The sequence below is a fragment of the Microbispora sitophila genome, assembly GCF_014892245.1.
GTDB classification, from domain to species: domain Bacteria; phylum Actinomycetota; class Actinomycetes; order Streptosporangiales; family Streptosporangiaceae; genus Microbispora; species Microbispora siamensis.
In genome coordinates, this window is record NZ_JADBGC010000008.1 from 235,193 (window position 1) to 249,007 (window position 13,815).

At 63.4% G+C, this 13,815-nt stretch carries 8 protein-coding genes and 1 tRNA gene; 5 read left to right on the forward strand and 4 right to left on the reverse strand.

What is annotated here, in order from left to right; translation table 11 throughout:
• Positions 1-366: 366 nt before the first annotated feature.
• Entirely contained in the window at positions 367-5,190 is a 4,824-nt protein-coding gene (locus IL992_RS17045; protein WP_193204317.1) for a DEAD/DEAH box helicase, read from the forward strand.
• A gap of 388 nt (positions 5,191-5,578) precedes the next feature.
• On the opposite strand, the gene IL992_RS17050 is transcribed toward IL992_RS17045, so the two are convergent.
• The gene (locus IL992_RS17050) at positions 5,579-5,716 is read right to left on the reverse strand and encodes a hypothetical protein (RefSeq protein WP_193204318.1); all 138 of its coding nucleotides are present in this window, start codon (positions 5,714-5,716) and stop codon (positions 5,579-5,581) included.
• 68 nt (positions 5,717-5,784) lie between these two features.
• Here IL992_RS17050 and IL992_RS17055 point away from each other — a divergent pair, with 68 nt between their 5' ends.
• Positions 5,785-6,156 carry a hypothetical protein gene (locus tag IL992_RS17055; protein WP_193204319.1) on the forward strand — a complete coding sequence of 124 codons (372 nt, stop codon included), beginning with the start codon at positions 5,785-5,787 and terminating at the stop codon, positions 6,154-6,156.
• A gap of 130 nt (positions 6,157-6,286) precedes the next feature.
• On the opposite strand, the gene IL992_RS17060 is transcribed toward IL992_RS17055, so the two are convergent.
• From IL992_RS17060 to IL992_RS17070, 3 genes are all read right to left on the reverse strand, one after another.
• On the reverse strand, positions 6,287-6,910 hold the full coding sequence (locus IL992_RS17060; RefSeq protein ID WP_226873155.1) for a tyrosine-type recombinase/integrase: 624 nt from the start codon (positions 6,908-6,910) through the stop codon (positions 6,287-6,289).
• Positions 6,911-7,538: 628 nt separating this feature from the next.
• A complete protein-coding gene (locus IL992_RS17065; protein WP_193204320.1) occupies positions 7,539-8,501 on the reverse strand; it encodes an ankyrin repeat domain-containing protein in 963 nt (320 codons plus the stop codon).
• Between the two features lie 332 nt (positions 8,502-8,833).
• Entirely contained in the window at positions 8,834-9,262 is a 429-nt protein-coding gene (locus IL992_RS17070) for a hypothetical protein (protein WP_193204321.1), read from the reverse strand.
• Positions 9,263-9,389: 127 nt separating this feature from the next.
• On the opposite strand from IL992_RS17070, the gene IL992_RS17075 reads away from it, so the two are divergent.
• The 3 genes from IL992_RS17075 to cphA all read left to right on the forward strand — a co-directional run bounded on the left by IL992_RS17075 (position 9,390) and on the right by cphA (position 13,591).
• A tRNA-Phe gene (locus IL992_RS17075) sits at positions 9,390-9,460 on the forward strand.
• 526 nt (positions 9,461-9,986) lie between these two features.
• The gene (locus IL992_RS17080; protein ID WP_193204322.1) at positions 9,987-10,814 is read left to right on the forward strand and encodes a cyanophycinase; all 828 of its coding nucleotides are present in this window, start codon (positions 9,987-9,989) and stop codon (positions 10,812-10,814) included.
• Positions 10,815-10,858: 44 nt separating this feature from the next.
• Positions 10,859-13,591, forward strand: coding sequence for a cyanophycin synthetase (gene cphA, locus IL992_RS17085; protein WP_193204323.1), 2,733 nt, complete (start codon positions 10,859-10,861; stop codon positions 13,589-13,591).
• The last annotated feature ends 224 nt before the right edge of the window (positions 13,592-13,815 follow it).

A 13,815-nucleotide genomic window follows, 5' to 3' on the forward strand; every position in this document is an offset into this window, starting at 1 on the left:
TTGACAGCCAACCCCCGTGGGAGGTCTCGGAGATGAGCCGGGACAGTGCGGGTGGGACGGTGGTCATCTCCTCGCCGGCCCCCGAAGGGATGCCAGACCAGCCGCCCAAGGTCAAGCCGTCGAGTGCGGGCAGGACAACCAGCAGGGGAGGAAGGTCACCGGGAGGCATGTACACGCGAACGACGGCTTGACCCCAGGCGTCCGGCCCGGCATGGCTACGCTTGCCCGACGAGGAGATGACCCCTGAGGTGGTTGCGCCGCCCGCGGCAGCAAGTGGTTTCCGGGCAACACATGGAGGACAACTCCTCTAATCTGACCTACACAGCGCGGGTAGGGACGTACAAGAGCGGGAGCCAAGAAGTGGCGATGACCATCCATGACATCCTCAGGGAGCTGTACGTCTCGGCCACCGATGAGCGAGATAAGGGAGAGAAGTTCGAGCGGCTTATTGCTGCCTACCTGCGCACGGATGTCTCATGGTCTGACAGGTTCAGCAACGTCTGGCTCTGGAGCGATTGGCCAGGACGGCACGGCAAGCCGGATACGGGAATCGACCTTGTAGCCGAGGAGCGAGAGACCGGCGGCCTGACTGCCATCCAGTGCAAGTTCTATGCGCCGACTCACACACTCCAGAAGACCGACATCGACTCGTTCTTCACCGCGTCTGGCAAGGAAGAGTTCACCGCACGCTTGATCGTATCCACGACTGACAAGTGGAGCGTCCACGCTGAGGACGCCTTGCATGGTCAGCAGATCCCAGTAACACGGCTCCGCGTGCAGGATCTCGACGAGTCGAGCATCGATTGGTCGAACTTCAGCCTTCGCACCCCCGAGGTGATGGAGCTCAAGGACAAGAAAGTCCTGCGCGACCACCAGAGGACGGCGCTGGCCAAGGTACGCGAGGGCTTTACAGCTCATGACCGGGGCAAGCTCATCATGGCGTGCGGCACCGGAAAGACCTTGACAGCGCTACGTATCGCCGAGGATATGGTGGCGCCAGGCGGCACTGTCCTGCTACTGGTCCCCTCCATCTCCCTACTTTCCCAGACGCTCAAAGAATGGACAGCAGAGGCCGAGGTACCGCTGCGGCCGTTCGCCGTGTGCTCAGACACCAAAGCGGGCAAGCGCACCGACAACGAAGACATCTCCCCTTACGATCTTGCCTTCCCCGCCACTACCGACGCCGGCAAGCTGTACGCCAGGATCACGGGCGGAGACGACGCGGAGAAGATCACGGTAGTCTTCTCTACCTACCAGTCGCTGCCGGTCATCGCCGAGGCCCAGCGCAGGGGCTTGGAAGAGTTCGACCTGATCATCTGCGATGAGGCGCACCGCACCACTGGTGTCACCCTGGCCGGCCAGAACGAGTCAAATTTCGTCAGAGTCCACGACCAGCAATACGTGATGGGCGCCAAGCGCCTATACATGACCGCCACACCACGTATCTACGACGACAACAGCAGGTCCCAGGCCGAAGACGGCTCCGCGGTGCTCGCGTCCATGGACGACGAGGCCCTCTACGGGCCAGAGTTCCACCGTCTGGGCTTCGGCGAAGCCGTCAACAAAGGCCTGCTCACCGACTACAAGGTGCTGGTGCTCGCGGTTGACGAGCAGGCGGTTAGCGCGACCTTCCAAGCACAGTTGGCCGATGAGAACAACGAGCTCAGAATTGACGATGCCGCGAAGATCGTAGGCTGCTGGAACGGTCTGGCCAAGCGGGGGAGAGCCGAATCAGGTTTCGGCCCTGATCCAAGCCCCATGAGTCGAGCTGTGGCGTTCGCCCGCTCTATCGAGGACTCCCGGAAGTTCGCCCGGCTTTTCACCCGCATCGTGGATGAGTACGTGGACTCCCACGATCCCGCCGCAGACGACGACACTGACGACCCGACAGCTCAGGACCGGCCGCTACGCTGCGAGGCAGATCACGTTGACGGTACCTTCAACGTGTTGCGCCGCAGCGAGCGGCTCGATTGGCTCAAGGCCCCCCTGGAGCCCGATCACTGTCGAATCCTCTCCAACGCGCGCTGCCTGGCCGAAGGTGTGGACGTCCCAGCGCTAGACGCGGTGATCTTCCTGAACCCCCGTAACTCCGTCGTCGACGTGGTGCAGTCAGTGGGCCGCGTCATGCGCAAGGCACCAGGCAAGCAGTATGGATACGTGATCCTGCCGATCGGCATTCCAGCCGACATGACACCAGAGCAGGCGCTTGCCAATAACGAGAAGTACAAGGTTGTTTGGCAGGTGCTCCGGGCACTGCGTGCTCATGACGAGCGTTTCAACGCGATGATCAACCGGATTGAGCTGAACAAGAGCAAGACGGAAAAGCTTCAGGTCATTGGCGTTAGCGGTTTCGAGGGCGAGCAGGGCGGCGGAGCACCAACCGATGCTAGCAAGACTTGGGTGCAGGACACCCTTAGCTTCCCGCTCGACGAGTGGCGCGATGCTATATATGCCAAGATCGTCAAGAAAGTCGGCGACAGGCGTTACTGGGAGGACTGGGCGAAAGACGTTTCCGTTATCGCAGAACGCCATACCACGCGCATCAAGGCGTTGCTCTCCGATCCCTCTCTCGAGGTTGCAGGAACCTTTGAGAGGTTTCTCGAAGGACTCCGCGCTAACCTCAACGATGGCATCATGCCCAGCGACGCTATCGACATGCTGGCGCAGCATCTGATCACAAGGCCGGTGTTCGACGCTCTGTTCGAGGGCTACTCCTTCGCGGAGCACAACCCGGTCTCTCAGGTCATGCAAGGGATGTTGGATGCGCTTGACGAGCAGAACCTTGACCAAGAGGCGGAGACGCTCGAAAAGTTTTACGATAGCGTCCGCGTACGTGCCGAGGGTATCGATAACGCCGAGGGCAAGCAGAAGATCATCACCGAGCTGTATGAGAAATTCTTTAAGATCGCCTTCCCTCGCGCTGCTGAGTCCCTTGGAATCGTCTACACGCCGGTAGAGATCGTCGACTTTATCATCCGCAGTGTCGAGTCCGTACTCCGGGCCGAGTTCGGCGCCTCGCTCAGCAATCACGGCGTACATGTTCTGGACCCATTTACAGGAACTGGAACTTTTATCGTCCGGCTACTCCAAAGCGGGCTCATTCGCCCTGATGACTTGCTTCGCAAGTATACAAATGAGCTACACGCTAACGAGATCCTTCTGCTGGCATACTACATCGCTGCGATCAACATTGAGGCCACGTATCACGGAATTGCAGGGGGAGACTATATCCCTTTCAATGGCATCGTCCTAACCGACACATTTCAAATGTCTGAAGCCGACGACTCGATGGACGAGCTGATATTTCCACAGAACAACGAACGGGTTGCTCACCAGAAGAGTTTAGACATCAGGGTTATCATTGGCAATCCGCCCTACTCCGCCGGGCAGACCAGTCAGAACGACGGTAACCAAAACCAGAAGTACCCCACCCTAGACGCCTCAATCGCAGACACTTATGCGGCACAGTCCACCGCAACCTTGAAAAACTCGCTCTACGATTCATATATTCGCGCCATCCGTTGGGCTTCGAACCGTATTAACGCCTCCGAAAACGGGGGTGTGATCTGCTATGTAACCAACGGCGGATACATTGACGCCAACACCGCCGACGGCCTTCGTAAATCCCTCTTCAAAGAGTTCCACACTATCTATTGCTTCAATCTTCGAGGCAACCAACGAACCGCCGGCGAGCTCTCCCGCAAGGAGGGTGGAAAGATTTTCGGTCAGGGAAGTCGCAGTACAGTGGCCATCCTGCTTCTTGTAAAGAAGCCAGAGCCGGTCACGAATGCACAGATTTTCTACCGCGACATTGGTGACTACCTGACCAGGGAGCAGAAACTCCAAATTATCGCGGACAGCGTGCTCGACGGCATCCAGTGGCAACCGATCGTGCCTAACCCTGAAGGCGACTGGATCAACCAGCGTAATGCATCCTTCGATGGATTTACTCCCATCGCCGTCAAGACTGGATCGGCGCCGCTTACAGTCTTTCGTGTCTATTCAAGTGGACTCAAGACGAATCGAGATGCCTGGCTCTATAACTACTCTAGATCCACCGCTGAACATAATGCACATCGCATGATCTCCTTCTATAATTCGCAAGTCGAAGACTTCGTCCGGTTCTGTTCCAGCAAGGGAATAACCGATTCTAGGACGCATGTAGACGATTTCATCGACCGCGATCCGCTCAAAATAAACTGGAATCGGAGCGATTTGGCTCGGCTAGCACAAGGGATTCGCTACTCGGCGCGCGAAGACGCCATGAGGGTCGCCATCTATAGGCCTTTTACTAAGCAGTATGTCTACTTTGATCGCGATCTGTCAGATGCCGCTGGGCAGATTCCTCGGATCTTTCCCGAGCCGGATATCGCGAATGTCGGTATATATATCCTGGCGCCAACCCCGAGAACGCCGTTTTCGTTGATCGCAGTAAACGGGATTCCGGACATCGGAATGTTTATGGACGCCGGACAGCTCTTTCCTCGCTACGTGTATGAGAAAATGACGGGCGAGGCAGACCTCTTCAGCGACGAGAGCAATCCCGAATATCAGCGCATCGACAACATCACGGACGCAATCCTGTCCGATTATCGAGCCACTTATGGTCCGGAAATCAGCAAGGACGATATCTTTCACTACATATACGCACTGCTCCACTCTTCCGACTATCGAATGGAGTTCGCTGCCAACCTGAGGAAAACTCTTCCGCGCATTCCCAAAGTTGCTACCGTAGAAGATTTTAAAGCCTATGTCGCGGCCGGGCGCCAGCTCGCTAATCTGCACATCGACTATGAAAGTGTCGAGCCGTACCCGCTTCACGAAGCCTTGAAGTTGAATAACGGGATTTCGCCTGAAGAATTCTATCGAGTGAAAAAGATGGTTTTCGGAAAACGGGGTAAGAGTGTCGACAAGACGACTATTATCTACAACAACAATGTAACGCTCGCTGGAATCCCAGTTGAGGCATACGATTACATGCTCGGCTCGCGATCCGCTATCGAGTGGATTATGGACCGCTATCAGGTAAAAGTGGATAAGGCAAGCGGTATCGTCAACGATCCCAACCTCTGGTCGGCCGAGATCGCCGATCCCCGCTATATCGTTGACCTGCTTAAGCGCATCGTCACTGTCAGTATGGAAACCATTAAGACAGTCGAGAGGCTTCCAGCGTTGAAGCTGATGGAGTAGAAGATGATAGGCTTCCGTGCCCTCCGGACCGGAAGACCTGCTCTCTGCGAGAGGCCGTGACCGTTGCTGCCTTCGGACCGCATCCTATGGGGCTGAACGCATTGCTGCCGTGGCTCCTCCCATCGGTCCTTGCCGCCCGGGACGGCCGGGCGGAGGTGACGGCAACGCTGACGGCAACGTCGGCCACCAGTAGCACGCTCTGGGCACCACCGACCACCTTCCACGCACAGGCCAACGACGGCGAGCTGGGTGACTGCTACACCTGAAAAGCGGAAGGTCGGCAGTTCGACCCTGCCCCTGACCACCACCCTTGAACAGCCTAAACGCCCCGAGCGGATTACCGTTCGGGGCTTTTTGATCTCCTCTGACAGCAACAGTGACAGCAACGTCACCAGTCGTAGCGGTACTCCTCAGCGAGTTCTTGGCGGTACCTGAAGTGTTCCGTCAGCCCCACGTCCGTACCGGTGAGGTAATTGGCTACACCTTCCATGGCTAGATGGATGGCGCGCATATCGAGCCTGTCCACCTTGTCGAAGGTGGGCAGACCCTTGGTTGTGATCGGTACCGAGCCTCCTGGGCTGTGGCATCCAGCGCGTGGAGTTGGAGTATCAACCGTCTGACATGCCGGGTCGACTGATCGTCCTCGAAGGCGCTCGTCTCAACGATCAGACTCTCAGCTTTCTCCCACAACTTGGCCAGACTGTGGGTGCCGGGGATGTCGATCTCAAGTCCAAGGCCGTGCTGTATCAGATTGATCAGAGACTTGAGACGGATCTCGACGTAGTGCCGCCAACACATGAGGAACGGGAAGATCAAGGAGTCGTGATCCGTGCCTTCGGCTATGGCCCTATCAATGATCGCCTGGGCAGCCAGACGGTAACCGTCCACATATCCGAACCATGGATCTTCAGGCGAGCGCCGCCACGTCGGGTAGGCAACCATGGATTCGTCCCCTATCGCGCGTAGATTGCTCTTTGTGTTCGGCCAGGGTGTGATCCAGTCGGCCGTTTCGAAATCCATGAGGCTGAGTGTGGAGCAAACGCACTCAGCGCCTCAATCGGTTTCCGAATTGGGGCGCTGGCAGGATGACGGGATGCTACTTGAGCGTGTCTCCGAGCTTCCGGAGTGCGTTGCGCTTGTCGTCGAGGGAGGCGTGGGCGTAGATGGTCATGGTGACCTCGATGTCGCTGTGGCCGACGATGGCGCGGACGACGCGGGGCGGGACTCCGAGGTTGAGCAGGAGTGTCACGCAGGTGTGGCGGAGGTCGTGAAATCTCATCTCGCCGAGGCCGGCGGCCTTCCGGATGGCTCCCCAACTTCGCCGTAGGTTGTCCGGCTCCATCGGGGTACCGCAGTGGGAGGGGAAGACGAGGCCGTGTTCCGTCCACTCCTCCCCGCGGTCGGAGCGTTCGGCGAACAGCTTCCTTCGGTGCTCCCTCAGGGCCTCCACACAGATGGGCGGCAGCGGAACCGTTCGCTCCGAGTCGGAAGTCTTGGGTCGGACGAACTGGAGGCGCCCCCCCGACCCGCTGGAGGCTTTGAACCACTTCCACCTTGCCGGCCTCAAGGTCGATATCCGTCCAGCGGAGCCCGAGAAGTTCCCCACGGCGCAGGCCGAGGCAGAGCGCCAGGACGTACAGGGCGTAGAGCCGGTGGTCCCGGGCGGCTCGATGCGGGCGACGCGGCGGCGGAGGGCTTCGGTGAAGCGGCGCCACAGCATCGAGCGATTGACGGCGGATTTAGTTGGCGCTCGGAAGAGTATGAGACTATCGACAGCGTAACTACGCAATACTACGGATGACGTCTGGGTCGTGATACCTAACCGCTGGTCACTATAAGCAGCGGTCCAATCCTTGTTAGGTGGAAGCAGTAACGGGTTTCTCGTTGTTCAGTGCTTAGTCATTCTCTCGGGGCCGTATGGTGACGGTGCCGCTGCCCGAGAATCGACTGGGTTCGGGTTGGCGCTCGTAGCTGACCAAGGGCGAAGGCAGTCGAACGCCGTGTCGACTTCTTCGCCATAAAGCGGAGTCAGGCGGGCGCGAGCAGAGCGTCCAACTCGGCCATCTGTTGAGCGCATGGATGCACGATAACTCTCAGGCGAGGCGGGCGAGCGTAGTCCGGAGTCAGCGAAAAATCAGCGGACCCGCTAACACGGGAGCGCAGACGAGACTAGCGGACATCACCATTGCGGCACCTGACAGCACCAGATGGCATCCGGCGATCAGGAGCAGCACGTCGCACCGGGGTTCGCATCGAAGGGTGTCACCGGTTCGAAGTTGATCTGCTTCGCATGTGGGCAACGGCCCGATTGGTTGGAATCGGGTCTTGCATCGCTTCTACTTCATACGTCAGGCCCAGTAGTCCCGCTCGGGCAGTTGCAGCCAGGCGCCAGGTAGGCCGGTGATCGGCCGGGCGTCGGCCAGGTGTAGGTCTGCACCGGCGCAGCAAAACGCTGGAGGGTGGTTGCGGTAGAGGTAGGCGGCGAGGATCTCCTCAGCAGGGGCATCAGGGGGAGTCATGTAGGCGGTATGCGTCTCCCAAGCTGAGACCGTGCGGTCTCGGGCGACGTGTCCGCTGATGCCGCCCTTGGGATTGGAGTACATGCTGTAGCAGACCGTGCCCAGCGAAACGCGCTTGCCGAGGCCGGGTGTGTCGGGGGTGTATCCCCAGGGTTGGGTGATGACGCAGCCGCCGGGCACGTCGGTGATGCCGACGATCCGGTCGGCGTCCGGGACGTTATACCAGGCCTCGTACAGGGCGTCGATGTTCACGTCGTCGGCAGGAGTGGCTTCCAGGCGCGCTGCCGCCTCGGCTGCGCTGACGTCGGCTACGCAGGCCAGGCTCAGGCCGTCGTAGTAGAAGTCTCCCAGCGCGGGGATCAGACGTTTGGCTTCCGCCGTGGTGGCGGCCTCGGCCTCGGAGAGACCGATCTCCGGTGAGGGGGCGGGGAAGAGGTCGGGAGTGGGGCCGGCCAGGCTGAGGCGGCCGGGGGACCAGCCGTCCATCATGGGGCGCCACGGGTCTGCTCCAGCGGAGACGAGGACTCGGGCGTTGTCTACGCGGCCTTCGAAGACGGCCATCCAGAGCGCCGTACGGCCTCGATGCTCGGCGTCGACGTCGTCGACACGCGTGGCCAGCTCGGCGACCACCTCAGGCGATCCCTGTTCAGCCGCGACATGCAGCGGCTTGTCAAAGATGCGCACGCCGGAGTTGGGATCCGCGCCCGCGGCGAGCCGCTCACGGATCAGGTCGAGATCTGTCCACCCGTCATAGCCGACGATCCACCATCCGACGTCGTCGGTAGCATCCATGGCACTCCTTGGACAACGCGAGGGACACATGCGTCACTGATCATGGACTACAGGGCCGACAATTTCGGTGCGCACCTCGCGAGGCATCGAAGATCTGGCAGTTCACGTGGCTCCTGCTAAGGAGAGGGTCGTGACCCAGGTGTCGTGATCTTGCTAACGCGGGTGCTAACAACGGCCTTGGACAATCAGCGACACTCGTGGATGACCAGGCCCTCATGGTGACGCGCGAGCTGGGTTGTCAGGGGGGCGTGGACACCTGTGGACGATCTCGTTCTCACTCGTATTGAAGTGGTCCGCGGCTCGACTAGGTAGGGCGTGAAGGATTCCCCGCTCTACTCTGGGCGTACGGCCACCTCTGCGTACGATGCACGGAAGGTCAGGCACAGCGTGAAGGTGTACAGGGTGAACAAGTCGGCGCCGTTCCAGTCAAAGAGCTCGACCTGTCCAGGCGGAGCATCACGGTGAGAGGTCACGCAGTCGTGGCCTCCCTGATCCTCGCGCCATTCGACGAGGCGGACATTTTCGAACCGGAAGACCACGACAGGTGTCTTCGACAGCTCGGGTGGAGCCCACTGCGGGTCGTAGACGAACTCCAACTCCAGCGCTGGCGGCCTGCCGGGCTGGTAGGTCAAGCGTCTGAAGTCGGTGTCGTGCAGATAGATGTGGGCGGAGTCCTCGGTCCAGAACTCATACAGTCCTCCGTTGGAGGTGACGCCACGATCCTTGTCCTTGGTCACGCCGGCGAACTCAGTCACTGACATGAGGACATGGTCCCGCACACTTGAGCGATCTTGGAAGCTTTATTGGCTGGTGACAGCAGTGCTGACAGCAACGTCCCCGCACACGGGCGCACTGCGGCTACCATCCACACGTTCCTGACCACTGTCTTGATCAGTCGAGCAGGCTGATCGGTCCGCCTGAAAAGCGGAAGGTCGGCAGTTCGACCCTGCCCCTGACCACATTTTGACCAGGGAGAACCCCGAACCATGTTTTTGGTTCGGGGTTTTTACATCAACGAGCACATCAACCACTAAGCGATCTCTTTTCCGAGCCGCTTGAGCACCTTTGTCTTCTCCTCCAATGACGCGTGCGCATACAGGTCCATTGTGACCTCTATGGCGCTTCCGACGATCTCGCGGACCACGTGCGGAGGCACGCCCAGATCGAGGAGGAGCGAGACGGCCGTGTGCCGGATGTGTACGTCTCCAGCCCGGCACGCTTCCGGACCGCGTAGAAGTGCCGCAACAGTCAACCGGGGCGCGTATGGAGGCTGGGGTTGGTGATGGTGCGGGCAGGGTGCGCTGTAGCTGCCCGAGGAGCTGTCCAGGCAGCGCTCCGGGCCCGGGGCACGGCCGGCACGTCCGCGGCGCCCTGCGCTCCGAGTAACGCGAGCACCCGCGCTCCCAAACCGGCCCATACGGGCCGAACTGGTTGCTCTCGGATGATATTCGACGCCTAAGGGTAACAACTGGTCGAGGAGGGAGCATGGACGCGGACGAAGGGGATAAACCTGGTAATCGGGGCCGCCTGCTTATCATCGGGGGCGCCGAGTGTCGCGGTTCCGGCCTGCTCGAGCGGTTCGTGGAGTTGTCTGGCGGCGAGGCGGCCCGGATCGTGCTGGTCACTACGGCCACCGGGGCGCCCGAGGAGGTGCACGCCGACTACGAGCGGGTGTTCCGCAAGCTCGGCGTGGACCACACCAGGGAACTGCGGCTGCGCGGGCGCTCCGACGCCGACGGCGACAACGCGGCCAAGCTCCTCGACGACGCCACGGGCGTGTTCTTCTCCGGCGGCGACCAGTCGCGGCTGCGCGCCCTGGTCGGCTCGCGGGCCAACGAGATCCTGCGCGACCGGCTGCGCGCAGGCGGCGCGGTCATCGCCGGGACCAGCGCCGGCGCCACCGCCATGGGCCGCACGATGATCCTCGGCGGCGAAGGCCCCGGCGTGTCCGCCGCCACGGTCCGCACCGGCCCCGGGCTCGGCCTGCTCCCGAAGGCGCTCATCATCGACATGCACTTCAGCGAGCGCGGCCGGCTCCCCCGGCTGCTCAGCGCCATGGCGCTCGACCTGGAGTACCTGGGCGTCGGCATCGGTGAGAACACCGGGATCCTGGTCGACGGCACCCGCTTCGAGGTGCTCGGCACCGGCGTGGCCACGGTGGCTGACGGGCGGAACGCCACGGTCATCCACGCCGCCCGGGACGAAGACCCGATCACCCTGTTCGGCGTCCGGCTGCACCTGCTGCCCGCCGGGTGCGTCTTCGACATCGCGACCCGCGAGGCCACCATCGGGCCCGCGCACGACCGGTACTGATCACCGCCAGCCCGCCCATCCGCCCAACCCTTGGGGAGTGTCACGTGCGTCTCGACGACCTGCGTCACCTGAGCGGACCCAACTCATTCAGCACCCGGCCGGTCACCGTCGCGCGGCTCGAGCTCGAGGAGCTGACCGGCCGGAACACCACCGAGTACCCGGGCTTCGCCGGGCGGCTGACCGCGGCCCTGCCCGGGCTGGCCGAGCACCACTGCGCGGCCGGGCGTCCGGGCGGGTTCCTGGAGGCGATGGCCCGGGGCACCTACTTCGGCCACGTCACCGAGCACGTGACGCTGGAGCTGTCCAGCCTGGTGGGCCGCGACGTGCACCTGGGCCGGACCATGTGGGCCGGCGCCGACGGCCGCTACGACGTGATGACCGAGTGCCCGCAGGACGAGCCCGCGCAGTCCTCGGTGCCGGCCGAGCTGCTGGAACTGGCCATCACCACGGTCAAGCACATTCTTCTTGAACGCATCCCCGACCTGCCGCTCGAACTGGCCAGGATCGCTCGAGTCGTGGAGCGGGAGCGCCTCGGCGTGAGCACGGCCGCGCTCGCGGGCGCGGCCCGCCGCCGGGGAATACCGGTCCGCCGGGTCGGCCAGCTGAGCATGCTGCGGCTCGGCTACGGACGCTATCGCCGGCTGGTGTGTGCCGCGCTGACCGAGCAGACGTCGGTGATCGGTGTGGACATCGCGGCCGACAAGATGCTGGCCAAGCAGCTGCTGACCGACGCGGGCATCCCGGTGCCCGATGGGGTGGTGGCCTGGAGCGCGGCCGACGCCGCCGGGGCGCTGGGCCGGCTCGGCGGGCCGGTCGTGATCAAGCCGCTCCGCGGCAGCCACGGTGCCAACGTGACCGTCGGCGTGACCACCGCCGCGGCCGCCGCCGCGGCCTACGCCCAGGCGGCGGCCGGCGGCGAGGGCGCGATCGTGGAGAAGTTCGTGCCCGGCACCGACTACCGGGTGCTGGTGGTCGACGGCCAGGTGGTGGCCGCGGCCGAGCTGCGGCCGGCCTCGGTGACCGGCGATGGTGCCTCCGACATCACCCAACTCGTCGATGTGGTGAATGCCGACCCGCGCCGGGGCGAGGGCCACTCCCGAGAGCTGACCAAGATCAAACTGGACGAGCGCGCGCTCGCGCACCTGGAGGCCCAGGGCCTGGGCCCGGCGTCGGTCCCGGCCCGCGGCCAGCTCGTGACCCTGCGTCGGAACGCGAACCTGTCCACCGGCGGAACCAGCCGCGACGTGACCGACCTCGTGCACGAGGACGTGGCCGACGTGTGCCGCCGGGCCGCGGCCGTGGTCGGCCTGGACATCTGCGGCATCGACGTGCGGCTGGCCGACATCGCGGCACCGATGCGGTGCGGCGGGGTCGGTCACGGCGGGGCTGAGCCCGGGGCAGTGATCGAGATCAACGCGTGCCCGGGGCTGCGGATGCACCTGTCCCCGGCCGAGGGAGCGCCGCGGGACGTGGCCGGCGCGGTGATCGACAGCCTGTACCCGCCCGGCGCCCCATCTCGGGTCCCGGTCGTCGCGGTCACCGGGACCAACGGGAAGACCACGACGGTCCGCATGATCGGCCACATCCTGAGCAAGGCCGGGATGCGGGTGGGGATGTCCACCACGGACGGGGTCTACTCCGGCGGCCGGCTGGTCTACGACGCCGACGCCTCGGGCCCGCGGTCCGCGGACATGGTGCTCGACGACACCAGCATCGAGGCCGCGGTGCTGGAGACGGCGCGCGGCGGGATCATCCGCGGTGGGCTCGGCTACGACCAGGCCGACGTGGCCGTGGTCACCAACATCACCGCCGACCACCTGGGCGCGGACGGCGTGGAAGATCTCGACGAGCTGGTCGAGGTGAAGGCGCTGGTCGCCGAGGAGGTTCGCGAGGGCGGGACCGTGGTGCTGAACGCCGACGATCCGGTGGTCGCCGCGCTCGCCGACCGGCCGCGGGTGCGCAGGCACGCGTCCGTGATCAGATATTTCAGCCTGGTGAACGGCAACCCGGTCATCGAACGGCACCGGCAGGCGGGCGGCCTGGCCTACGAGCTTCGCAACGGCGAGCTGGTCGAGTTCGACGCGGACCGGGAGCGGGCGCTGCTCAGCGTGGTCGAGCTGCCCGGCGCGTTCGGCGGGCTCGCCCCGCACATGATCGCGAACGCGCTGGCCGCGGTGGCGGCGTGCCGAGGGCTCGGGGTCAGCGCCAAGGACATCCGGCGCGCGCTGGGCACGTTCACGCCGGGCGAGTCGAACCCGGGGCGCGGCCACGTCTACCTGACCGGCGGCGGCCCGGTGATATTGGACTACGGCCACAACGCCGCCGCGCTCGACGCGACCGGCCGCATGATCAGCGATGTCTGGGGCGGCGAGCCCGTGGCCGCGATCACGCTGCCCGGCGACCGCCGCGACGACCTGGTGGCCCGCTCGGCCGAGGCCGTCGCCGCGTGGTTCGGCCGGGTCGTCGTCTACGAGGACGCCGACAAGCGCGGCCGCCGGCCCGGCGAGATGACCGGCCTGATCACCGCGGCCATGCGCCGGGCCCGGCCCGGCATCGGCCTCGCCACCGCCGAAGGACCGCAGGCCGCCCTGCGTATCGCGGTCACGATGGCCGCCGGCCACCCGGTCCTGTTCGTCTACGAGAAGCTAGCCATGGCCCGCCAGGCCCTCGAGGCCCTGAACGCCCGCCCCTGGCCCGCCGGCGCAGTCCCGCCCGCACCCGCCGACGCCGGTCCCGCCTGCTCCTTCTATCGAGACGCCGCAATCACGGATGACTAAAGCCCCCTCCGGGGGATGAAGGCGAAGGGGTGAGCTGCTTTAGTCAAGTCCGTCGGTGGTAGCGATGTTGGCTTCTCTGTGTGCTTCGTAGAGGCGGAGGGTGGCGAGTACAGCGATGACTACGACGTAGACGTGACCTCTTCCATGACCGGCGGCGGGGGTTGGTGTTGACATCGAGGATTCTCGGAACGCTTCGAGCCTGTGCCGCCGACTACAGGACATGT